Source organism: Bradyrhizobium sp. USDA 4501 (genome assembly GCF_054062115.1).
Map to the genome: position 1 here is coordinate 1,147,972 of NZ_JBSSEX010000001.1, position 21,290 is coordinate 1,169,261.

The 21,290-nt window shown below is 64.5% G+C and carries 19 protein-coding genes and 1 pseudogene; 4 read left to right on the forward strand and 16 right to left on the reverse strand.

Annotated features, from left to right (window positions below; all coding sequences use genetic code 11):
- Window positions 1-14: 14 nt before the first annotated feature.
- From ACVWZM_RS05465 to ACVWZM_RS05475, 3 genes are all read left to right on the forward strand, one after another.
- On the forward strand, window positions 15-956 hold the full coding sequence (locus ACVWZM_RS05465) for a DMT family transporter (protein ID WP_076827162.1): 942 nt from the start codon (window positions 15-17) through the stop codon (window positions 954-956).
- A gap of 213 nt (window positions 957-1,169) precedes the next feature.
- The gene (locus ACVWZM_RS05470) at window positions 1,170-2,045 is read left to right on the forward strand and encodes a tyrosine-type recombinase/integrase (RefSeq protein ID WP_253587431.1); all 876 of its coding nucleotides are present in this window, start codon (window positions 1,170-1,172) and stop codon (window positions 2,043-2,045) included.
- A gap of 8 nt (window positions 2,046-2,053) precedes the next feature.
- A complete protein-coding gene (locus tag ACVWZM_RS05475; RefSeq protein WP_253587432.1) occupies window positions 2,054-3,250 on the forward strand; it encodes an IS91 family transposase in 1,197 nt (398 codons plus the stop codon).
- Window positions 3,251-4,003: 753 nt separating this feature from the next.
- Here the strand turns inward: ACVWZM_RS05475 and ACVWZM_RS05480 are convergent.
- Window positions 4,004-5,165: pseudogene (locus ACVWZM_RS05480) on the reverse strand (IS110 family RNA-guided transposase).
- Window positions 5,166-5,450: 285 nt separating this feature from the next.
- Here ACVWZM_RS05480 and ACVWZM_RS05485 point away from each other — a divergent pair.
- Window positions 5,451-6,431 carry a helix-turn-helix transcriptional regulator gene (locus tag ACVWZM_RS05485; protein WP_083714984.1) on the forward strand — a complete coding sequence of 327 codons (981 nt, stop codon included), beginning with the start codon at window positions 5,451-5,453 and terminating at the stop codon, window positions 6,429-6,431.
- 248 nt (window positions 6,432-6,679) lie between these two features.
- Here the strand turns inward: ACVWZM_RS05485 and ltrA are convergent, their stop codons facing one another.
- The 15 genes from ltrA to ACVWZM_RS05560 all read right to left on the reverse strand — a co-directional run bounded on the left by ltrA (window position 6,680) and on the right by ACVWZM_RS05560 (window position 21,146).
- The gene (gene ltrA, locus ACVWZM_RS05490) at window positions 6,680-8,056 is read right to left on the reverse strand and encodes a group II intron reverse transcriptase/maturase (protein ID WP_456816111.1); all 1,377 of its coding nucleotides are present in this window, start codon (window positions 8,054-8,056) and stop codon (window positions 6,680-6,682) included.
- A 471-nt stretch (window positions 8,057-8,527) separates the two neighbouring features.
- Window positions 8,528-8,917 (reverse strand): DUF1330 domain-containing protein, encoded by a 390-nt coding sequence (locus tag ACVWZM_RS05495; protein ID WP_076827158.1) that lies wholly within the window; start codon window positions 8,915-8,917, stop codon window positions 8,528-8,530.
- Between the two features lie 265 nt (window positions 8,918-9,182).
- On the reverse strand, window positions 9,183-9,566 hold the full coding sequence (locus ACVWZM_RS05500) for a nuclear transport factor 2 family protein (protein ID WP_057017631.1): 384 nt from the start codon (window positions 9,564-9,566) through the stop codon (window positions 9,183-9,185).
- 152 nt (window positions 9,567-9,718) lie between these two features.
- Window positions 9,719-10,774 carry a YeeE/YedE family protein gene (locus tag ACVWZM_RS05505; protein ID WP_057017630.1) on the reverse strand — a complete coding sequence of 352 codons (1,056 nt, stop codon included), beginning with the start codon at window positions 10,772-10,774 and terminating at the stop codon, window positions 9,719-9,721.
- 110 nt (window positions 10,775-10,884) lie between these two features.
- On the reverse strand, window positions 10,885-11,919 hold the full coding sequence (locus tag ACVWZM_RS05510) for a quinone oxidoreductase family protein (RefSeq protein ID WP_371852123.1): 1,035 nt from the start codon (window positions 11,917-11,919) through the stop codon (window positions 10,885-10,887).
- A gap of 102 nt (window positions 11,920-12,021) precedes the next feature.
- On the reverse strand, window positions 12,022-13,452 hold the full coding sequence (gene iaaH, locus ACVWZM_RS05515) for an indoleacetamide hydrolase (protein WP_057017629.1): 1,431 nt from the start codon (window positions 13,450-13,452) through the stop codon (window positions 12,022-12,024).
- Between the two features lie 32 nt (window positions 13,453-13,484).
- Window positions 13,485-14,816 (reverse strand): phenylacetate--CoA ligase PaaK, encoded by a 1,332-nt coding sequence (paaK, locus tag ACVWZM_RS05520; RefSeq protein WP_456852142.1) that lies wholly within the window; start codon window positions 14,814-14,816, stop codon window positions 13,485-13,487.
- 20 nt (window positions 14,817-14,836) lie between these two features.
- Window positions 14,837-15,292 (reverse strand): hydroxyphenylacetyl-CoA thioesterase PaaI, encoded by a 456-nt coding sequence (gene paaI / locus ACVWZM_RS05525; RefSeq protein ID WP_076827156.1) that lies wholly within the window; start codon window positions 15,290-15,292, stop codon window positions 14,837-14,839.
- Between the two features lie 139 nt (window positions 15,293-15,431).
- Complete coding sequence (gene paaE / locus ACVWZM_RS05530) at window positions 15,432-16,508, reverse strand: 1,2-phenylacetyl-CoA epoxidase subunit PaaE (protein WP_057017627.1); 1,077 nt, start codon at window positions 16,506-16,508, stop codon at window positions 15,432-15,434.
- A gap of 2 nt (window positions 16,509-16,510) precedes the next feature.
- Window positions 16,511-17,014 (reverse strand): 1,2-phenylacetyl-CoA epoxidase subunit PaaD, encoded by a 504-nt coding sequence (paaD, locus tag ACVWZM_RS05535; RefSeq protein ID WP_076827154.1) that lies wholly within the window; start codon window positions 17,012-17,014, stop codon window positions 16,511-16,513.
- On the reverse strand, window positions 17,008-17,784 hold the full coding sequence (gene paaC, locus ACVWZM_RS05540) for a 1,2-phenylacetyl-CoA epoxidase subunit PaaC (protein WP_456815843.1): 777 nt from the start codon (window positions 17,782-17,784) through the stop codon (window positions 17,008-17,010). The genes paaD and paaC overlap by 7 nt, the downstream gene beginning before the upstream one ends.
- A 143-nt stretch (window positions 17,785-17,927) precedes the next feature.
- Window positions 17,928-18,215 carry a 1,2-phenylacetyl-CoA epoxidase subunit PaaB gene (gene paaB, locus ACVWZM_RS05545; RefSeq protein ID WP_016842890.1) on the reverse strand — a complete coding sequence of 96 codons (288 nt, stop codon included), beginning with the start codon at window positions 18,213-18,215 and terminating at the stop codon, window positions 17,928-17,930.
- 12 nt (window positions 18,216-18,227) lie between these two features.
- The gene (paaA, locus tag ACVWZM_RS05550) at window positions 18,228-19,220 is read right to left on the reverse strand and encodes a 1,2-phenylacetyl-CoA epoxidase subunit PaaA (RefSeq protein ID WP_076827150.1); all 993 of its coding nucleotides are present in this window, start codon (window positions 19,218-19,220) and stop codon (window positions 18,228-18,230) included.
- A 76-nt stretch (window positions 19,221-19,296) separates the two neighbouring features.
- Window positions 19,297-20,166, reverse strand: coding sequence for a phenylacetic acid degradation operon negative regulatory protein PaaX (gene paaX / locus ACVWZM_RS05555; RefSeq protein WP_076827148.1), 870 nt, complete (start codon window positions 20,164-20,166; stop codon window positions 19,297-19,299).
- A 209-nt stretch (window positions 20,167-20,375) separates the two neighbouring features.
- The gene (locus tag ACVWZM_RS05560; protein ID WP_076827146.1) at window positions 20,376-21,146 is read right to left on the reverse strand and encodes an esterase/lipase family protein; all 771 of its coding nucleotides are present in this window, start codon (window positions 21,144-21,146) and stop codon (window positions 20,376-20,378) included.
- Window positions 21,147-21,290 lie beyond the last annotated feature (144 nt).

Genomic DNA, 21,290 nt, shown 5'->3' on the forward strand with positions numbered 1-21,290 from the left:
TCGAGAGAGCCAGCATGATCCTATTCACAAGCGGTATTGCCTGCAAGGATCCTGCCGTGAACCAGTCACTCTCCCCCGCCAAGGCCGCCGCCCTGTTCATCGTCGTGGTGCTGGCCTGGGGCATCAACTGGTCGGTCACGAAATCGCTGGTCGAGGCGGTGCCGCCGCTGTGGACCGCATCGATCCGCAGCTGGGTCGCCCTGATCGCGCTGCTGGTGATCCTGCGCGCCAGCGGCAATTTGATCATTCCGCGGATCGCCGATGTCCCGGTCGTGCTCAGCGTGGCGCTGCTGCACATGACGTTTTTCTCGACGCTGGTCGCCGCCGGCCTGCGCTATCTCCCGGCCAGCAAGGGCGTCGTGCTCGGCTACACCACGCCGCTCTGGGTCGCGCTTGCCGCGGCCGCCGCGCGCACCGAACGGCTCGGGACGCTCAAGCTTGTCGGCGTCGCGCTGGGACTCGCCGGGCTCGGCGTGATCCTCAACCCGGCGTCGCTGGACTGGAGCAATCTGCATGTCCTCGCCGGCGCCGGCATGATCATCATCGCCGCGATCTGCTGGGCCGCGAACATCATCTATATCCGCTCGCACCGCTGGATCGCGACGCCGCTGCAATTGCTGCTGTGGCAGGTGCTGGTCGCGACGCTGGTGCTGACGATGTCGGCGCTCGTCACCGAAGGCGTGCCCGAGGTGAAATGGTCGCCACACCTCCTGCTGCTGTTCCTCTATTCCGGCTTCATCGGTACGGCGTTGGCCTATTGGGCGATGTCCATGGTCAACAAGAGCCTGCCGGCACTGACCACCTCGCTCGGCACCACGGCGACGCCGATCGTCGGTATCGTGACCGCAGCCCTCTTGCTCGGCGAGCCGATCGATCTCTCGCTGGCGATTGCCGCGGCCCTGATCGTCGGTGGGATCGCGCTGAGCTCGCTCGCGGATGCGCCGTCGCGTGCGTAATTAGGACCTGTGCTCATAGATTCGTCACGTCCGCTTCGGTCTCGGAAGCTGACGTCGAAACCGACGCGCTGCATGTCGGCCTTGGGCCAAAGGACTAAACCGCTCGCGCGGTAGGGCACGACGGCTGGCAGCACGGCTGAGAGGATAGCGCAACGAGGCGTCCTGTCTTGAGATGAGGGGTTCGCAACCTTCACTCAAAACAGGAGCATCCCCATGACCGACGAGGCAGTGAGCCCGCTGCGCCGGCGCATGATCGAAGACATGACGATCCGGAAGTTCGCGCCGAAGACCCAACATGACTATGTGCAACGGGTCAAGAACTTCGCGGCGTTTCTCGGACGATCACCTGATACGGCGAGTTTTGAGGACGTGCGGCGCTACCAGCTGCATCTGGCATCGAGCGGCGTTGGCGTGCCGACCATCAACCAGACCGTCTCGACGCTGCGGTTCTTCTTCAGGGTCACGCTCAAGCGCCACGAGATCGTCGAGCACACCCACGTCATTCACGAGCCGCGCAAGCTGCCGGTGGTGCTGAGCCCAGAGGAAGTGGCGCGGCTGCTCGATGCGGCACCGGGGCTGAAGTACAAGGCGGCGCTGAGCGTGGCCTACGGCGCCGGCCTGCGCGCCGCCGAGGTGGTCTCGCTCAAGGTCGCCGACATCGACAGCAAGCGGATGATTATCCGCGTCGAGCAGGGCAAGGGCGGCAAGGACCGCAACGTCATGCTGTCGCCGCACCTGCTTGATCTGCTGCGGACCTGGTGGAAGGCGGCGCGGCCGCAGGGCTGGCTGTTCCCCGGCCGCGATCCGGCGCAGCCGATGACCACGCGCCAGCTCAATCGTGCCTGTCATGCCGCCGTGCAGATGGCGGAGATCAACAAGCGCGTGTCGCTGCATACCCTGAGGCACAGCTTCGCCACCCATCTCTTGGAGCAGAACATCGACGTGCGCGTGATCCAGGTGCTGCTCGGTCACGCCAAGCTCGACACCACGGCGCTCTATACCCGGGTCGCCACCAAGACGATCAGCGAAGTGATGAGTCCGCTGGAACACATCGCGATCAAGATGAAGGAGGCTCGGCCACCCGGCTGACGGCGCCCGTGTCCCGCCCGGTTCTGGAGGTTGCGGATATCCTCCGCAGCCATGGTCCGGCGTGGCGCAAGGCCCATGCCGGCCACGTCAGCCTCGACCAGTTGAAGGTGATGTCGGCGATCGAGCGCTGCCGCACGGCAGCCCTCGGCGGCCATGTCGCGCGCTGTGAGGACTGCGCCCACACGTCGATCGCCTACAACTCATGCCGCAATCGGCACTGCCCGAAGTGCCAGGGCGCTGCGGCGAAGCAGTGGCTCGCCGATCGCGAAGCCGAGCTGCTGCCGGTGCCGTATTATCACGTCGTGTTCACGCTGCCGGCTCGGATCGCCGACATCGCCTATCACAACAGGGCTGCCATCTACGACCTGCTGTTCAAGGTCTCGGCCGAGACCATGCTGACGATCGCCGCCGACCCGAAGCATTTAGGGGCCAGGATCGGCATCACGTCGGTGCTGCACACCTGGGGCTCGGCCATGACCCACCACCCCCATGTGCACATGATCGTGCCGGGCGGCGGTATCTCCCTCGATGGTCGGAGCTGGGTACCCTGCCGGCCGGGCTTCTTCCTGCCGGTGCGCGTGCTCTCACGACTGTTCCGGCGCCTGTTCCTGGGTCGCCTTGCTGCCCTCCACCAGGCCGGGCGCCTCAGCTTCTTCGGTAACGACGCTCATCTCGCCGGAGCACAATCATTCGCCGCATTGCTTGCAGCGTCGCGCAAGACGGAATGGGTCGTTTATGCCAAGCGTCCGTTCGGCGGGCCACAGGCCGTGCTGGCCTATCTGTCGCGCTATACACACCGCGTCGCCATCGCCAACAGCCGCCTGATCGCCCTCGACCAGCAAGGCGTCACCTTCAGATGGAAGGATTATCGGGTCGATGGCCGCGATCGTCACAAGCGGATGACGCTCGCCACCTTCGAGTTCATCCGCCGCTTCCTCATCCACGTGTTGCCAAAGGGCTTGCACCGCATCCGCCACTACGGCCTGCTGGCGCGGGGCCCCTGCGCCGACAATATCGCACGCGCGCGCGAACTGCTCGCCGTCAGCGATCGTGAGAATGAGCCCACCGAGACCATCGCCGCCGGCAAGCCGCCGTGCCCATGCTGCGGCGGTCGCATGATCGTCATCGAGGTCTTTGAGCGAGGCGCAACGCCCAGCCATCAACAGACCGCGCCAACCCGCGCCATCAGGATCGATACGTCATGAGCGCGCAACCGTCATTCTGCAAAGCTGCTCGCCATGCCCGCCGCTCATCGACCGGCCACGGCGGAGCGCACCTGAACGCTCATCGGTCGTCGCCCATCCGTCCATCATTGATCGCGTTCGACGCCGCCCACCGCCCATTCAATGATAGCGACAGCGTCGTGCCGACCGCTGCACCGGTTCGAACTCCATCGGCCAGGTCGCCTGCAGAGCTCAAATCCCCATAGAGCCCGCCGCACTTTCCTGCCCACCATGCGCGGTTTCCTTGTATGGGCTTTGTCAAGGGAGGCGTTTAAATAGGCGATAGGTCGGCGCATCTTTTCCTTCGTCAGTTTCTTTGTTCGATCTGAGGCCGTTTCTTCGTCCCGACCCGCACTTCGCTTGCGCTGGCGCGCGCAGAAGCTGTCAAGGTTGGCCGCCGCACGAATCGTACGACAGGCTCCGCCGTTGCCAGGCCACACCTTGACAGCTTCGAGCACGACGGCATCGCTTGGTGCGATCGGGATGACGATCGGAGGGGAGCCCGCTTGCGGGCGCGATCAATCGCGCCACAACCTTGTATCCGGTGGGTCCAAGGACCCCGAACCATGATGCAGTCATGCGCATCGGCAGCGAAGCTCCGAAGCGGCGGACCCATTCTCCCTTTCGGCATCGAAGCCAAGGAAACACGTCGGGACCCCGCCACCTCGAACCGTCATCGGCGACACCGTCACAGGCGGACGGAAGGCCGAAACTGTTGGGGTGTCCTTCCTCCGTTCATGATGCCGGCCGCAGAACGACGCCGTCCGGCACTACGCCCTCCCGCACGAGTCGCCACAGAGCGATCAGGAGCTTGCGCGCCAAGGCCACGATCATGGTCTTGCGCGTCCCGCGGGCATTCTCGGTACGAGTTCGAAACCACTGCGCCAAGACGCTGTCCTTCTGGAATCTGAGAAATCGCCACGCCAATTCGATCATGCCTCGTCTCACTCGGGCATTGCCGGAACGGGTCAGCCCTCTCTCCCGGCGTTTTCTGCCGCTTTCGTCAGGCGAGCCAGTGAGGCCGGCATAACGCGCTATCGCCCTTCGGTCGCGCATGCTTCGCGATAGTACCTCCTGCACCAGCATGTCGCCGGTCTCGACACCAACCCCGATTACCCGCGCCAACAGGCGCTCCATTGCGTGTGGTCCATCACTGGGCGTTTGCTTGAGACGCTCCAGGCGAGCCTCCTCGATCTGCCGTATCTGATCGCTGACGAGCCGCCGGCGCGCCATGTCGCGACGCAGCTCAGCCAGGGTTGTTGGGCGGGATCGGCTCTCCTTCGGGGGTGCGCAAGCCGTCAAGGCGTTCGGCGGCTTTCTTCAGCTTGGGATTGAAGCCGCGGATGCCGAGCCGTATCAACGCTGCTTTCATTCGGTTGACGATCCGACTTTGCTCTCCGACAAGGCTCTCGCGCTCACGGGTGGGGCGCTTGGCATCTTCGTCCTTGATTGTCGGGATCGCGACCATCTTGCAGTGATCACGCTCGCCCCGCAACCAGCCGAGAAAAGAGCGTTTCAGCAGTTCGGTGTCGAGACGATCGGTCTTGGCGCGCCGGTGCTCGCGCGATACCGCTATGCTCGATGCGTGAATGACATGCGCCTCGATGTCGCGCACCCTGAGCCAGCGGGCCAGCCAGAAACCGTCACGGCCGGCCTCGAAAGCGACCGCGATGCGTTCGATGCGGTGTCCTGCCTTCCGCGCCTCTTCTCGCCAGCGATTGAGCAGCTTCAGCAAGGCGTTCTCGTCGACCTCAAGCTTCTTCGACGGCTGGCGCTCGACACCAGGCACAATCCCCGCAACGAGCCAGCTCGACAGGCTCATCTCGATCACAGCGATCAGCGTACCGTCCGGTTTGAGGGGTGTGAGGGATCGGCTCAGGTCGTTCAACTTCTGCATGGGGTGCTCCATCGGTTCACATCAGCGCCGATGAATGCCATATCCTCACCGTCCTCACCGCCGCCGCCCGCACCATAGCATCTCCCTTGGAGGCTTTCGGACGCCGACCGCCCGAATGTGCCGCGCCGTCAGTCATGCGGCCGGCATCCGAAACCCTTCACACAAGCGGTCCTCAACAGGACGAATGTCGCGCAGCCGGCTTCCCTTTGTAAGCCATTTCACACAGTAGCGAAGCGCCGCCCATTATGATTACTTGAGGGACTGCCCCCAAAACGGGAGGTCGAGATGCCAACGTCATCTCACCTTTTGCGATGGTCGACCGAGATGCTGCCGGAGCGCGTGCGGTTCTCCACGTTCCGTGAGGAGTTTGCGCGGCTGAACCTCGCGTTGGACGTGATAGACCACAGCGGTGGCCGCCCACGTATCGACGTCACCTGCTTGTCGCTCGGTGCGGTTGGCGTTTGTAGCCTTGTCACGACGCCGGTGGAGTTTATTCGTCACAAACACCACCTCAAGGATAGCCGTGAGCAATTCGGACTGAACCTCGTCGAGGCTGGACCGGTCCAATTTGCAAATGCTGGCCAAGAGTATGGCTATGACGTCGGCTCCGCTTGTTTGGTCGATCGGGGAAGGACGCTGCGAGTATTTGGGCCGCGTGGGGGGAGCGTCAAATTCGTAACCGTGCAGGCTGCCGCCCTTAGGTCTCTGGTGGCCAACCCGGAAGACCTATCAGGTCGGCCAGTGCGTTCCGGACCGGCGCTGAGACTTCTCAACCGCTACCTGCGGTCGCTCGCATCCTTCAAAGAACCTCCGTCATCAGAGCTAGCCGCCACCGTCGGCGTACATCTCCTCGATCTTGTCGCCGCGACGCTCGGGCCGACCGACCAAGCAACAGACATCATTACGGAGCGCGGTGTGAAGGCAGCAAAGCTGCAGGCGATCCTAGCGGAAGTCGCGAGACGCTACAGCGATCCCAATTTCGATTTGAACAAGGTCGCTGGGGCGATCGGCATGTCGCGGCGATACGTGCAAAAATTGCTCGAGGAGGGGACCGGAAAGTCTTTCACCGAGCATCTTGCAGGACGCCGGCTCGAGCGTGCCTTCGCGATGTTGACTGACCCGCACCATCTGCATTTGGCCATCATCGACATCGCGTATGCAGTCGGCTTTGGTGACGTTTCTAATTTCAATCGCACGTTCCGCCGGCACTTCGGCGAGACGCCCTCAGGTGTGCGCGCCGCATCGACCATGCGGGAGCAGAAGTGATCCTGCGGCTCCTTACCAGTGCGCCGACGATGCCGCAGAATGCGAGTATTTGCGGGCTTCGCGAACACCCTTTCTTTAACATCATCGCCAAGAGGCGCATACCGACATCGCAGGGAATGAGCGCTAGACATGCAGACCGTCAGCTTAGGGCTAGCAGGCAACATCGAAATCGGGATAGGGGGAAGCCTCGCGGCTTCTCCCCTCCCACACCACCGGACATACGGGTCCGTATCCGGCGGTTCGGTGGATTATGCGGGCTGCTGTGCCGCGACGGAAGCCAAGCCGAGTGCCCTGAAGAACGCGATTGGCATGGCGATGGTGAGCGCGGGGCTGTTCGCGAGCCGCCAAGGGCCATGCGGGCTGCCGGCGGTTTGTGCCGCCAGATCCCGGCCGACGCCGCAGCGTCGCAGCTCGGCAAAGCGAGTGTCACCGCGCTTCCATTGTTTCCAGGCGATGGCGCGCAACCGCCGCCTGAGCCATTCGTCAAGTGTGCGCAACACCGACGGGGTTTGGCAGATGCCGAAGTAGCCGCGCCATCCGATCAGATAGCGCGATAGTTCCTTGGCAATCTGCGCGAGGCTTCGGCCGCAGGTGCGTCGTGTCAGTCCTCGGACCTTCGCCTTGAAGCGGGCAAGTGCCTGCGGCGCGATGCGCCGACGCGGTTCTTTCCCACCGATAAAGCTGAAGCCCAAGAACTTGCGAACGCTCGGTTTGGCGACCGCGCTCTTGGCTTTGTTGACCTTGAGCTTGAGGCGCTTTTCGAGGAACCGTTCGATGCCCGCCAGCACCCGCTCGCCCGCCTTCCGACTGCGCACATAGATGTTGCAGTCATCGGCGTAGCGCACGAAGCGATGGCCGCGTCTTTCCAGTTCCCTGTCCAGCACATCCAGCATCAGGTTCGACAATAGCGGCGAGAGCGGACCGCCCTGCGGCGTACCCTCTTCCGTCGGACTGACCAGCCCTCTCTCCAGCACACCCGCATTCAGGAATCCGCGGATCAGCTTCAGGAGGCGCTTGTCAGTCACCCGCTTGGCAACGAGCCTCATCAGGATGTCGTGGTTGACCCGGTCGAAGAACTTCTCCAGGTCGATGTCCACCACGAAGCTGTGGCCGGCCGCAATGTACGTCTGCGCCCGTTCCACCGCCTGATGCGCCGAGCGCCCCGGCCGGAAGCCGAAGCTGGTCTCGGAGAACGTCCCGTCCCAATCCGCCTGCAGCACCTGCATCACCGCCTGCTGGATCAAGCGGTCGAGCACCGTCGGGATGCCGAGCGGCCGCAGGCCGCCCGACGTCTTCGGTATCTCCACCCGCCGCACCGGCTGCGGCTTGTAGGTGCCCTCAAGTAACTGGGCTCGGATCGCTAGCCAGTGCTCCTTCAGGTGGGCCGGCAACTCATCGACGGTCATCCCATCGACGCCCGCCGCGCCCTTGTTGCGCGTCACTTGCGCCAACGCCGTCTTCAGGTTCTCACGCTCGATTACCGCTTCCATCGACGGCCCTGCGGCCGCCGGGCGTTCGAGGGCGGTGGCCGCCGCGCGCGCTTCGGACTCTTGGGCGGCGGCGTTCGGGGCTTCACCCTTCGCTCCGGTGCCCAAGTTCAGCTCGACCTGATTCTTCTGCCGCATGGCTCGCGCGAGATCACCGTTCTACTGGCCACTTCCACCGTTTGGGCCTTCGACGGCACGCCACCGCCTACTATGCCCGCTGCTGACTTCTGCGCTGCGGTCAAGTCGCCTTACGACGACCTCAGTCCCGTTACCGGGACACAGCACAGACCTCCCGAGGTAAGACCGACCGCCTTCACCGCACGCTCGCCGGATTTACCACCCCGACCCTTGATGACTATGGACTTCGCGATCACATGCTCGCTCGTCCGGCCGGGTAGGCCTCGTTATCCGGTAATTGTCCATCGAGCCGCGGCTTTGCTCCACGCTGTCTTCAGACCCCACCTCGCGATGACGCCCTTGCGCTTCGCTAATCCTTCGCCGTCATCAGGCTGGATAGAGGACTTCCACCTCCAAGCTGTCGTTCATACTCGGCACACATGAATTAGGCCGCCAACTGAGGCGGCCTAGTCATGTGACCAAAGTTGGTGGTCACTTCTCAACTTCCACGATGTATCGCCGTATCGTTTTCGCGGTTTTCGCGCCCTCAGGTGCAAGGTCCTTCCAGACCTTGGACTGGAAAAATGCTATCGCGGCATCTGCGCTATCCCACTCGGTCATGGCCACACTGATTGGAGCAGGCCCACCCTCCGCGTGGAAAACTCTGCCTTTCAAAGTCCCCATTGAGCGGCCACCGGCCTCGGCCAGTGCCCTTCTCGCTGCCTCGATATAAGCGGGCGAAACAGTTGCACCAGCAATTGGTTCGATCTCACCGATACTGTAGGCCTTCAGCTTGGTTTGAGCGTGCAAACCTTGGAACGCGAACCCGCCGATTGCGATGCCGCTGAGCAGTGACAATGCCATCAAGTATTGAGTTTTCATGATTTCCTCCAGCTTGCCGATAACCGGCCGGGCGAGAGTAGGGTGAGAGGCAGCCGCACTCAACTTCGATAAAAGCGCGAGGGACTTCCGGTGACCCTCGAAGAGCCAACCTCTCGGGAGTCATGCAGACCATCAGCTTAGGGCCATCCCGGACTCATGCGTGCGATGACCATCCTACTCGATCACCTCGTCGACATTGGCAGGCAACGCACGAGAATGATGAGCCGGAGCACGCTGCGGTGGTGAGATTGAATGCAAAGACATCTCAACGTATTGGCTCGATCCATTGGGCGCGCGACGGCCCCGGCTCAAAGGGATCACCGAAGTACTGGGTTTCACGAACGACCTTCCCGCCTCTGAATTCCATGATGCTCACCGTGTAAGACGGCAAGCCGTCGTATGTAAGGACAAATTCAGTAACCCAAAGGTCGGCAGCGCCGAGTATGCGTCGCACCGTAAAGCGCTTCTTGTTCGGCTGCGCAAAACGAGACGCTTGAATATTGCGTCGACCGCGGATTCTCTCCCCGGATTGAGGGTACTCAAGCACGGCATCATCACGGTAAATCTCATGCTCCGCCTCGAAGTCATTTGCATCTGAGGCTGCCCAGTGATGATCCAAAGCCGCTCGAATGGTTTGATCTTCATTCATTCTCTTCCCTCGCGTCGCAATGCTGCATATTATCTCCAAAACGGAGCATCGGCACGAACGGAATGTCTGCTGAGGGGCCATAAGACGCCGATAACTACCGAACCGGGCAACTTCCGCTTTATGACGGGAAGCCGACGGTTATGAGGACACGCCTAGGCCGTCGCAAGCGGCCTGACCCGCAAGCTCCCGCGCAGGCCGGCGCCGGTGCCGAGCATGATGCCGGCGATCGCGATGAGGGACGACAGCGAGAGCGTCGACAGCCCAGTCAGCCCCTGCCCGACCGAGCAGCCGAACGCCATCACGCCGCCCGCGCCCATCAACGCGGCGCCGCTCGCCGAGCGCAGCATATGCTGCGGCGACCGGTAGCCTTCGAGCTGGAAGCGCCCGGTGGCGATGGCCGTGATCAGGCTGCCGGCGAACACGCCGAACACGGTGACGATGCCGAAATTGAGCGTCGAGCCGGTCGACAGCATGACGTATTGCAGGGCGTCGGCGATCGGCGCGATGAAGGTCAGCGACGTCACCGGCACCGGATTGAAATCATCGGCGCCGAGATAGCCGGTCGCGTACCAGCCCCCCGCCACCAGCAGGCCGACGATCAGGCCGGCCGCGATCTGGCCCGGTGACTTGCGGAATGGCGCATGGGCAAAGGCGAAAATAATCAAGAGGGCTGCGAGAACCGAGGCCGCCACCATCCGCGCCGGCACCGCGCCGAGGCCGATGTCCGCCAATAGCGCCGGCACCGAATTGGCTGACACTGTGGCCTGTGACGCCTGCACCATCGCGATCCGCGCCGGGGCGATCAGGCCCTTCAGCGTCATCTCGGCGAAAATGCCGAGCACGATCACGACCACGAAGGAGCGCAGATTGCCGCGCCCGAGCAGCACCAGCGCCCGCGAGCCGCAGCCATTCGACAGCACCATGCCGTAGCCGAACAGGAGCCCGCCGAGGAACATCACCGGCGCCGAGAAGGACGGTTGCAGATAGATCGACTTGCCGAGATCGACGAGGCCTGCCGCCGCCAACAGCTGCGAGGCCGCGATCGCGACGCCCATCGCCAGCGCATAGGTGCGCGCCAGGCGGCCGTCGCCCTCCGCCCACCAGCCGCGCAGGCCGCTCATCATGCAGAAGCCGCTGAGCAGCGCGACCGAGCCATAGATGAGGCCGATGGTCAGGGCGGCAATGATGACGATCGTGGCGGGGTCCATAATAGTCCTTCAATTACGTTCGTCATTGCGAGCGACGCGAAGCAATCCATACTATCACGCTGGAGAGAAATGGATTGCTTCGTCGCTTCGCTCCTCGCAATGACGGTGAACTAGGGTCGCAAAATCACGCGGTCGCGCGACGAGCCTGCCACGGCAACAAACGCCGCCTTGGCCTGTTCCAGCGGGTAGATCGCGCTCGGCTTGATCGGGAATGGCTTCAGATGTCCGCCGGCAAAGCCCGGCGCGAGCTCGCGCAACACCTCGCCGGTCGCAACCGACGACAGCGCAAGCGTGTCGATGCCGACATAGGTGTGCTGGCCGCGGTAGAATTCGAGGATGTTGAACTGCACGATGCGGTCGACCGCCGCGATCAGGATCTGGCGGCCGCGCAGCGCCAGCGACTTGTGCGCGGCCTGGAAATAGGGATCGCCGACCGTGTTGTAGACGATGTTGGCGCCCTTGCCGCCGGTCAACTCGCGCACGCGAGCGGCGACGTCGGTGGTCGAGGCGTCGATCACCTCGACCGGCGAATTGCTGTGGCCTTCATAGGGCTCGCTCTTGCGCACCACGCCGATCACGCGCGCGCCGTGCCAGCTCGCGATCTGCACCGCGGCCTGCCCGACCTTGCCGTTGACGCCCATCACGAGCACGGTCTCGCCCGCCTTCGGCAGGCCGGCGCGGCGCAGGCCCTCCATCGCGGTGACGAAGGGCACGCCGATCCCGGCGGCTTCGTCCCAGGAAAAGCCCGCGGGTTTTTCCACCACGGCATCGCGCTCGACCACCAGATGCGTGGCATGGGTGCCGTCGCGGCGGATGCCGAGGTCGCCGGACGAGCCGAACACCTCACGCCCGATGAATTCAGCGGGACCATCGATTACGACACCGGCGTAGTCGCGGCCCGAGGTACGCGGGAATATGGCATAGGGCATCAGCCCGGTCGCGGCCTTGACGTCGGACGGATTGACCGCGGCGGCCCTCACCTCGATGAGCAGATCGTCCGCCGCGCGCGACAACGCAAGGGTCTCGACCGCTGGCGCCACCGCCGCCGCGTTCTCCGCCTTCGTCAGCAGGCGGACGCAGCGCGCGTCGACAGGATGACGGTTTGCTTGCGGGGCCGGCGGCATCAGCGTTCCAGTCTCGGTCATGGAGCGCGCCGCAAGGCACGCGGATGGTGGCGGCCGGATGGCCTCGGGCCATGACTAATCGACTGACCGATCAATTCAAGGGGCTTGTTGCGGCCGGCCGAGTCAGAGCTTCGGCGGCGGGGCCGTGCCCAGGATCGCCTCGATCGACAGGCCGAGCCCGAGCAGCCTTGCATCGCTGCCGACCGGACCGTCGAGCTCGAGCCCAACCGGCAGGCCATCGGACGTCATGCCGGCATAGAGCGACAGCCCGGGAAGGCCAGCATTGCTGCCGGGATCGGTGTTGCGGATCAAGGTGCCGAAGGTCGGCACCTGGGCGCCGCCATTGACCGACATCTCGCCGGATCCGTTGTTTTCGTCGATGACCGGTGCAGGCGCGATCGTGGTCGGAAACAGGATCGCATCCAGCCCGTTGTCCCTGATGTAGGTGGCATAGATCGCCTGCAGCACCGGCCGCTGCACTTTGATTGCATCATCATAGGCGGCACCGAAGGCGTCCGTAGTGATGGCACCGAATGCGCCGACGACATCAGGACTGGCGACGCCGGCCGCGATGTCGGACAGCGTGATCCCTTCAATCCCGGAGGCGGCGAGCCAGGCCGGGATATCGGCGATCGGCTCGTGCAACGCGACCACAAACGACACCTTGCCGTTCTGCTCAAACAGATCGGGCATGTCGACATCGACCAGCACCGCGCCGGCCGCCGAGAGCCGGGCGCAGGCTGCGCGGGCGACGGCTTCGACATCGCGATCGAGGCCGCTCCAGAAACAGGCGGGAATGCCGAGACGCACGCCGCGTAGCGGGATGCTCGTTGCCAGCGGCGTGCCTGTCATCACGGCATCGAGCAGCGCGACATCGGCGACGGTGCGTCCCATCGGGCCGACGGTGTCGCGGGTATGGCTGATCGGAACCACCTGGTTGTCATCGTGATAACGCCGCTCGGCGCCGCCATCGCCGACTGAAGGCCGAAGGCCCACGGTCCCGGTCAACGCCGCGGGCACGCGGGTCGAGCCGCCGGTGTCCGATCCGAGGCCACAGGTGGCGATGCGCGCGGCGATCGCCGCCGACGTTCCGCCGGACGACCCGCCCGGGATCCGGCTGGTGTCGTATGGATTCCGCACCGGTCCCGCGAACGGTGCGAGATTGGTACTGGTGATGCCGAAGGCAAGCTCGTGCAGATTGGTCTTGCCGATGACGACGGCACCCGCATCGAGCAGCTTTTGCAGCGACGGCGCATTGCGCGCAGGCCGCGCGTGTTGCAGCGCCGGCGTGCCGCCCGATGTCGGCAGTTCTGATGTGTTGATATTGTCCTTCACGACGATCGGAAGCCCGGCCAGCACGCCGGTCCGCGTCCCGGCATCGACCTCGCGCGCCGCGGCCAGCGCGCCGTCGCGGTTCAGCACGATGAAGGCGTTGAGGTGCTTGAGCCGCTCCGCACGATCGAGCGCGGCCTCGACGACACTGACCGCCGTTACCTTGCCGGCGCGGATATCAGCCAGGATCTCCGCAGCGGTCGTTTCATTGGTGTCGGCCATACCCTGCGCCCTGTTGAATTGCAGGGATTAGGCTATTCTTTCGGCCGCTTGTCGTAAACACGTTTCGCCTTGCCGAGCGAACGCTCCAGCGTCTCGGGCGCAACGACGCGGACGCGGGTGGAGATGCCGATCGTGTTCTTGATGAAGGCGGAGACCTTCTCGGCGTATGCAGTCAGCCCCTCACCGTCCCAGCTCTCCGGCCGGGCTTCGGCGAGCACCGTCATCTCGTCCATGCGGCCCTCACGGGTCAGCTCGATGACAAAGTGACCGCCGCACCAGTCGGTCGCCAGCAGCGCTTCCTCGATCTGGGTCGGGAACACGTTGACGCCGCGCAGGATGATCATGTCGTCGGAGCGGCCGGTCACCTTCTCCATCCGCCGCATGCCGGGCCGCGCCGTGCCGTGCAACAGCCGCGTCAGGTCGCGGGTGCGGTAGCGGATGATCGGAAAGGCTTCCTTGGTCAGCGAGGTGAACACCAACTCGCCCTTCTCGCCGTCGGGCAGCACCTTGCCGGTCAGGGGATCGATCACCTCCGGATAGAAGTGGTCCTCCCAGATGTGCAGGCCATCCTTGGTCTCCACGCATTCCTGCGCGACGCCGGGACCGATCACCTCCGACAAGCCATAGATGTCGGTGGCGTCCATGTCGAACGCCTGCTCGATCTCGACGCGCATCGCATTGGTCCAGGGCTCGGCGCCGAAGATGCCGAACTTGAGCGACGATTTGCGCGGGTCGAGGCCCTGTCGCTTGAACTCGTCGAGGATCGCCAGCATGTAGCTCGGCGTCACCGTGATGATGTCGGGCCGGAAATCATTGATGAGCTGCACCTGCCGCTCGGTCATGCCGCCCGAGATCGGGATCACCGTGCAACCCAGCCGCTCGGCGCCGTAATGCGCACCGAGGCCGCCGGTGAACAGGCCATAGCCATAGGCGTTGTGCATCAGCATGCCGGTGCGGCCGCCGGCGGCGCGGATCGAGCGCGCCATCACGTCCGCCCAGGTGTCGATGTCGGCTTTGGTGTAGCCGACCACGATCGGCTTGCCGGTCGTGCCCGAGGACGCATGGACCCGCACCAATTGTTCGCGCGGCACCGCGAACATGTTGAAGGGATAATTGTCGCGCAGATCCGTCTTCACCGTGAACGGAAATTTGGCGAGATCGGGAAGCTGCCTGAAGTCGGACGGCTGCACGCCGGCGGCATCGAACGCCTTCCTGTAGTGCGCGACATTGTCATAGGCATGCTTGAGCGACCAGGCCAGCCGCCTGGTCTGCAGCGCCATGATCTCGTCGCGCGAGGCGCGCTCGGCCGCATCGAGCTCGGCGTGATAACCGCTGTCCTTGACCTTGAGCTTTGCCGTTGCCATCGACGTTTCCCCTGAAGCCTTTATGCCTGGATGTCCGTGTCGGGCAGCCAGGTGCCCGCTATCACGCGCGAATGCCCGCGGAATTCGGCGATCACGCTGTCGCCGGAGGTCACGCTCACGTCGTAGATTCCCGAGCGGCCATTGCGCGAGATCTCGCGCGCGGTCGCCACCAGGCGGTCGCCAAGCTTGCCGGGCCGGATGAAAGTGACGTTGCCCTGCGCCGCCACCGCGCGATCGTTGCGGCTGTTGCAGGCAAAGGCGAAGGCTGAATCGGCCAGCGTGAAGATGTAGCCGCCATGACAGATGCGCTGGCCGTTGACCATGTGCGGCTGCACCGTCATCGCCATCACCGCCTGCCCCGGCCTGATCTCGACGAGCTCCATGCCGAGGCCCTTGCTGGCGTCGTCTTCCTTCCACATCGCGTCCGCGCAGGCGCGGGCAACGTCCTCGGGCGATAGCGTGGCCTTCACGTTCACATCGAACTCCCTGTGCCCGGGCCCGTTGCGGAGGGCCTCTTGTGCCGAACTTCAATTTCAAGCGCGACGCACGAGGCGTCAACGCTACTTCCGTCATTCCGGGACGATGCGCAGCAGCGAACCCGGAATGACGACAATCTCAGACGTGGTCGTAGTCGACCACGACCTTCTCAGAGCACGGCTTGGCCTGACAGGTGAGGATGAACCCCGCCTTCAGCTCCCACGGCTCCAGCGAATAATTCAGGTCCATCGGCGCCTCGCCTTCGACCAGCTTGGCGCGGCAGGTCGAGCACATGCCGCCCTTGCAGGCAAACGGCAGGTCCATGCCGGCGCGCAGCGCAGCGTCGAGGATCGACTCGCCGTCGGCCACCGGGACCTCGCGGCGCTTGCCGTCGATGATCAGCCCGGCAATCGCCTTCGGCGGCGCGCCGGCCGGAACGACGACCTTCGCCCGCGGCTTGCCGCCGAATTCCGACACGAAGCGTTCGACATGGATGCGCTCGTCGGCGATGCCGATCTCGCGGCAGGTGGCCTCGATGGTCTCGCTCATCGCGGCCGGACCGCAGACGAAGACGTGATCGACCGTCTCGGCCGGCACCAGCGAGCGCAGCAGCACCCGCACCTTCTCGCCGTCGAGCCGGCCGTGCAGGATCGGAATGTCCTGCTCCTCGCCCGAGATGACGTGGAATACCGAGAGCCGCTGCATGAAGCGGTCCTTCAGCTCCTCCAGCGCCTCGCGGAACATGACGCCCTCAGTCGAACGGTTGCCGTAGAACAGGAAGAAGCGGCTGTCCGGCTCACGCGCCAGCACGCCCTTGATGATCGAGAGGATCGGCGTGATGCCGCTACCGGCGGCAAAGCCGACATAGGTCCGCGCCTCGCCCGGCGCGTGGGCGACGCCGAAACGCCCGGTCGGCGTCATCACGTCGAGCTCGTCGCCGGTCTTCAATTCCTCGGCCGCCCAGTTCGAGAATGCGCCGCCGTCGACCTTCTTCACCGCGATGCGCAATTCGCCGTCGTCGGGACCGGAGCAGATCGAATAGGAGCGGCGAACCTCCTCGCCATCCATCGTGGTGCGCAGCGTCAGATACTGGCCCGGCGTAAAACGGTAGTCGCCTTGCAGATCGTCGGGGATCGCAAAAGTCATCGAGATCGCGTCCGACGCTTCGCGGCGCAGATCGCTGACGGACAGGCGGTGAAAGCGCGGTGTCGACATGGTCAATGACACTTGAAGTAATCGAAGGGTTCACGGCAGCTCCTGCAGCGCCACAGCGCCTTGCAGGAGGTCGAGCCGAATTCGGAGAGCAGCTCTGTATCAACGGAGCCGCATTGCGGGCACATCACATGCTGCTCGCCGAACAGCGCGCGGCGCGAGGAGCCCGGCAGCGGCGGCGCGATGCCGTACTCCTTCAGCTTGCGGCGGCCGTCCTCGCTCATCCAGTCGGTGGTCCAGGCCGGCGACAGCACGGTGCGGACCTTCGGCCCATGAATGCCTTCACGCGCCAGAGCGAGCTCGATCTCGAGTGCGATCATGTTCATGGCGGGACAGCCGGAATAGGTCGGCGTGATCGCGACCTCGACGTGACCGTCGTGGACCGCGACATCGCGCAGCACGCCGAGATCGGCGATGGTCAGCACCGGGATCTCGGGATCGACCACCTGCGCGGCCGCGCGCCAGGCGCGCCGGCGCAGATCGGCATCGCTGAGCGCAACGGTCACCATGTTGCCCCCGGAAAGGTCCGCTGCATCGATTGCAGCTCGCTGAGGAGATGGCCGAGATGTTCGCTGTGGCTGCCGCTGCGGCCGCCCTGCTGCATCCAATCGCTCTTCGGCAGTGCCAGCGTCGCCTCGTTGATGATGCCGGTGACCGTCTTCAGCCAGCGCGGCTGCAGCGCCGCCGGGTCGATCGCAATGCCGGCATCGATCAGGCCGCGCTCGCCGTCGTCCACCGCGAACATCTCGCCGGTATAGGCCCAGAGATCGTCAATGGCGTCCTGCGCGCGGCGATGGCTCTCCTCGGTGCCGTCGCCGAGGCGAACGATCCATTCCGACGAATGTCTGACATGATAGGCACTCTCCTTCTCCGACTTCGCCGCGATCGCGGCAAACGTCGGATCGGACGAGGCCATCATGGCGCGCCAGTAGAGATCGGCAAATGCCGCGTAGAAGAACTGCCGCACCATGGTGCGGGCAAAGTCGCCGTTCGGCTGCTCGACCAGCAGCAGGTTGCGGTACTGCCTGACGTCGCGCAGATAGGCGAACTTGTCTTCGTCGTTGCCTCGGCCTTCGACCTTGGCCGCGTAGGTGTAGAGCTCACGGGCCTGACCGAGCAGGTCGAGCCCCATATTGGCGAGCGCCATGTCCTCTTCCATCGCAGGCGCATGGCCGCACCATTCGGACAGCCGATGGCCGAGGATCAGCGCGTCGTCGGCGCGGCGCAGCGCGTAGAGCACCAGCGGCGTTTCGGAGACTTCGATGTTGGCGGTTGCCATGTTCTCTATTCCACCTGCATCCACTTGCTCGACGTCATCCTGAGGAGCCTGCGCAGCAGGCGTCTCGAAGGATGGCCGCGGTTACGATCGGGCGTCATGGTTCGAGACGGCGCTGCGCGCCTCCTCACCATGACGGGTGAAATTCACATGTGCCCGACTTCGTCGGGGACGTCGTAAAAGGTCGGGTGACGGTAGATCTTGGATTCCGCCGGCTCGAACATCATGCCCTTCTCGGACGGATCGGACGCGGTGATCGCGTTCGAGGGCACCACCCAGATCGACAGCCCCTCGCCGCGGCGGGTGTAGATGTCGCGCGCGGCCTGCAGGGCGAGCGTCGCGTCGGCCGCATGCAGCGAGCCGACATGCTTGTGCGCCAGGCCATTGCGGCTGCGGATGAAGACTTCCCAGAGCGGAACGTTCGGCGTGGCCATGGCGGCGCTCCCTTATTCTGCGGCTTGCGCGAGCTGACGGCTCTTGCGCTTCTCGGCATAGGCCATCGCGGCCTCGCGCACCCAGGCACCCTCCTCATGCGCCTTGCGGCGCGCGGCGAGACGATCGCGGTTGCAGGGGCCGTTGCCTGCCAGCACCTGCTTGAACTCGTCCCAGTCGATCGGGCTGTGCTCCCAATTGCCGTTTGCGTTCTGCTTCATGCCGGGATCGGGGATCGTCAGGCCCAGGAATTCGGCCTGCGGGACGGTGGCGTCGATGAATTTCTGGCGCAGCTCGTCGTTGGAGAAGCGCTTGATCTTCCATTTGGTCGAGGTGTCGCTGTGCTGGCTGACCTGGTCCGGCGGACCGAACATCATCAGCACCGGCCACCACCAGCGATCGAGCGCGTTCTGCGCCATCGCCTTCTGCTCCGCGGTGCCGCGGCACAGCGTCACCATGATCTCAAAGCCCTGGCGCTGGTGGAACGACTCTTCCTTGCAGACGCGGATCATCGCGCGCGCATAGGGGCCGTAGGAGCATCGGCACAGCGGGATCTGGTTCATGATCGCGGCGCCGTCGACCAGCCAGCCGATGGTGCCGATGTCGGCCCAGGTCAGCGTCGGATAATTGAAGATCGAGGAATATTTCGCCTTGCCCGATAGCATCGCATCGACCAGCTCCTCGCGCGAGGTGCCGAGCGTCTCGGCGGCGGCGTAGAGATAGAGGCCGTGGCCGCATTCGTCCTGCACCTTGGCGAGCAGCGCAGCCTTGCGGCGCAGCGACGGCGCGCGGGTGATCCAGTTGCCCTCGGGGAGCATGCCGACGATTTCGGAATGGGCGTGTTGGGAAATCTGCCGCGTCAGCGTCTTGCGGTAGGCGGCGGGCATCCAGTCGTTCGGCTCGATGCGCTCGTCGGCATCGATGCGGGCCTGGAACTGACTGGCACGGGCGACATCCTCGACGCCGCGATCGTCGCCGTCGGATGAGTTGAGCGCCTGCGTGTACATGGCCGACCTCCCAATGTGTTGTTAGGCAGCAATATATAACACAAATTTTCGAATGCAAGAAGTTTTTGTAATATATTCAGACACCCTCGAAACGGCGCGCCACCGCCCCGTTGGGCTTCGGCAGCGGCCCGTCCTGGTTGGTTGCGTGGTCGTCAAGCCATTGTTCCGACGGCGAAAGCAGCCCGCGATAGATCTCGCCGCAGAGTTTCCGCGCCGCCCTGCCCGGCCAGTCCTTCGGCAGCAGCTGATACGGCAGCAGCGGATCACGCAGCACGACCCGCCGGTAATGGTGGATCAAGAGAATGCGCGCGGTGAAGGCGTCGGCGTCGCTCAGCGTCTCGCCGCGGATGATCGAGCCGTGCAGCGGCTCGAACGTCTTCATGAACTTCAGATAGGCGTCCGCGGTGCGGTCGAGCGGCCAGCTTTCGCTAAGCAGCCGGCGTCCGCTGTCATCTTCCGCGGAGACTTCGAGCCGGATCGCGCGCGACGCTTCAACGGGGATCGGCACGCCCGACGGCGCGACCCACACGCCGGGCAGCGGGCTGCCGAAGCCGGCATTCTTCAACGCCTCGCGCGCGGCGTCGCGGTCCTCGGCATTGCCGATCAACAACAGCTCGAAGCGGCCGGTCCAGTCCGACGGCGGCGGATCGTAGATGTGCCGAGTCGCGGTGTCGAAGGTCTGCCGGCCCTTGGCGTTCAGCCGATAAAAACTGTTGCGGCCGACCTTGTTGCGCTCGAGCCAACCATCGGCGGCGAGCCGCGACATCGCGGTGCGCACCACATTGCCGTCGATGTCGAGGAACTTGAAGAATTCCAGCAGCGTGCCGAGCCACACCGAGCCGCCGCGCGGCACGATGGAATCGCCGAACACGGTGATGATGATCGAGCCGGTGCGTGACGGCTCGCGCTTCAGCTGATCGACGATGCGGGCAAGCGGCTGTGACATGCCCAACGCATAGCGCGTTTTGTCGATTCACGACAATGCAGGGTCTTCTCCTTCTCCCGCGTGCGGGGAGAAGCTCGGGATGAGGGGGCTCTCCGCAATCACGGTGCGAGTTGCGCTCGTGGAGACTCCCCTCACCCGGATCGCATTGCGCTGCGCTTCATGCGATCCGGCCTCTCCCCGCAAGCGGGGCGAGGCAAGGAAGAGACATGTCAGCGATTGGGATCCGGATAGACGATGCTGCGCCAGCCGCTGCGATCGAACGGCGCCCACTCGCCTTCCTTCTGCGCGAGGCGATCGGCGACCGCGTAGACCACGGCCGGGTGATGACCCATGCCGCAATGGCTGCTCTCGACCTCGATGCTGTCGGTCATCGACGAGGCCTGCTCGCGGCAGCCCTGCCAGGCGCAGACGCCGTCGGTGCGGCTGAAGATCGCGGTGGTCGGCACCGGCGGCGCGCTGGCGAGCGAGCCGCCGAAACGCTGGTCCTCCTCGTCGGCACGACGCCCGCTGGCCATCTCATAGACGCGCCAGGCGTTGGTCGACTTCGGGCCGGCGGCAAACGGGCTGCCGAGCGTGATCACCTGGCGCACGCGCTCCGGCATCATCTTGGCGAGCTGGCGCGCATAGAGGCCGCCGAGGCTCCAGCCGACCACCGAGACCTTGCGGCCGGTGGTTTCATTCATCTCCTGCAGCAGCTCGACCATCCCGTCCTGCACGCCGGCGCGAAGCCCGAGATTGCGGCCCTGGCGCCAGCCGCTGACGGCGTAGCCCTTGCTCCTGAGAAAGTCGCGCAGCGGCCGGGTCGACATGTCGGAAGCGATCAGCCCCGGCAGCACCAGCACCGGATGCCCATCGCCGCGCGGCGCGAGGCTAAGCAACGGCAATGCACCAAGAAAGGCGCCGAGCTCATGAATGGCGCGGCCTTCCAGAAACATCAGCGTCCTGGACGGCGGGCGTAGCGTCTGCGCAGCAACGGACATTTCAGCTCCTCTTCCGGCAGGGCCGCCGGCAATGGGACCAACGAGAATGGGTCAACGGAGTTGACGCGAACCCGGCGGAATTCGTTCCGCAACGCAACAATCTGTCCTGAAAAGCTAGGGAACCGGACACTTTCGTGCAAGCGG

Bases quoted from the DNA above. Each gene is read 5' to 3' on its own strand.
- ACVWZM_RS05505 (WP_057017630.1), bottom strand. From the start codon at position 10,774: ATGGACCCCGCCACGATCGTCATCATTGCCGCCCTGACCATCGGCCTC.
- ACVWZM_RS05470 (WP_253587431.1), top strand. From the start codon at position 1,170: ATGACCGACGAGGCAGTGAGCCCGCTGCGCCGGCGCATGATCGAAGAC.
- ACVWZM_RS05465 (WP_076827162.1), top strand. From the start codon at position 15: ATGATCCTATTCACAAGCGGTATTGCCTGCAAGGATCCTGCCGTGAAC.
- paaD (WP_076827154.1), bottom strand. From the start codon at position 17,014: ATGGTGACCGTTGCGCTCAGCGATGCCGATCTGCGCCGGCGCGCCTGG.
- paaA (WP_076827150.1), bottom strand. From the start codon at position 19,220: ATGTACACGCAGGCGCTCAACTCATCCGACGGCGACGATCGCGGCGTC.
- ltrA (WP_456816111.1), bottom strand. From the start codon at position 8,056: ATGCGGCAGAAGAATCAGGTCGAGCTGAACTTGGGCACCGGAGCGAAG.
- paaE (WP_057017627.1), bottom strand. From the start codon at position 16,508: ATGTCGACACCGCGCTTTCACCGCCTGTCCGTCAGCGATCTGCGCCGC.
- paaX (WP_076827148.1), bottom strand. From the start codon at position 20,166: ATGTCACAGCCGCTTGCCCGCATCGTCGATCAGCTGAAGCGCGAGCCG.
- ACVWZM_RS05495 (WP_076827158.1), bottom strand. From the start codon at position 8,917: ATGAAAACTCAATACTTGATGGCATTGTCACTGCTCAGCGGCATCGCA.
- ACVWZM_RS05500 (WP_057017631.1), bottom strand. From the start codon at position 9,566: ATGAATGAAGATCAAACCATTCGAGCGGCTTTGGATCATCACTGGGCA.
- ACVWZM_RS05485 (WP_083714984.1), top strand. From the start codon at position 5,451: ATGCCAACGTCATCTCACCTTTTGCGATGGTCGACCGAGATGCTGCCG.
- paaB (WP_016842890.1), bottom strand. From the start codon at position 18,215: ATGGCCACGCCGAACGTTCCGCTCTGGGAAGTCTTCATCCGCAGCCGC.
- paaC (WP_456815843.1), bottom strand. From the start codon at position 17,784: ATGGCAACCGCCAACATCGAAGTCTCCGAAACGCCGCTGGTGCTCTAC.
- paaK (WP_456852142.1), bottom strand. From the start codon at position 14,816: ATGGCAACGGCAAAGCTCAAGGTCAAGGACAGCGGTTATCACGCCGAG.
- ACVWZM_RS05510 (WP_371852123.1), bottom strand. From the start codon at position 11,919: ATGACCGAGACTGGAACGCTGATGCCGCCGGCCCCGCAAGCAAACCGT.
- iaaH (WP_057017629.1), bottom strand. From the start codon at position 13,452: ATGGCCGACACCAATGAAACGACCGCTGCGGAGATCCTGGCTGATATC.
- ACVWZM_RS05560 (WP_076827146.1), bottom strand. From the start codon at position 21,146: ATGTCCGTTGCTGCGCAGACGCTACGCCCGCCGTCCAGGACGCTGATG.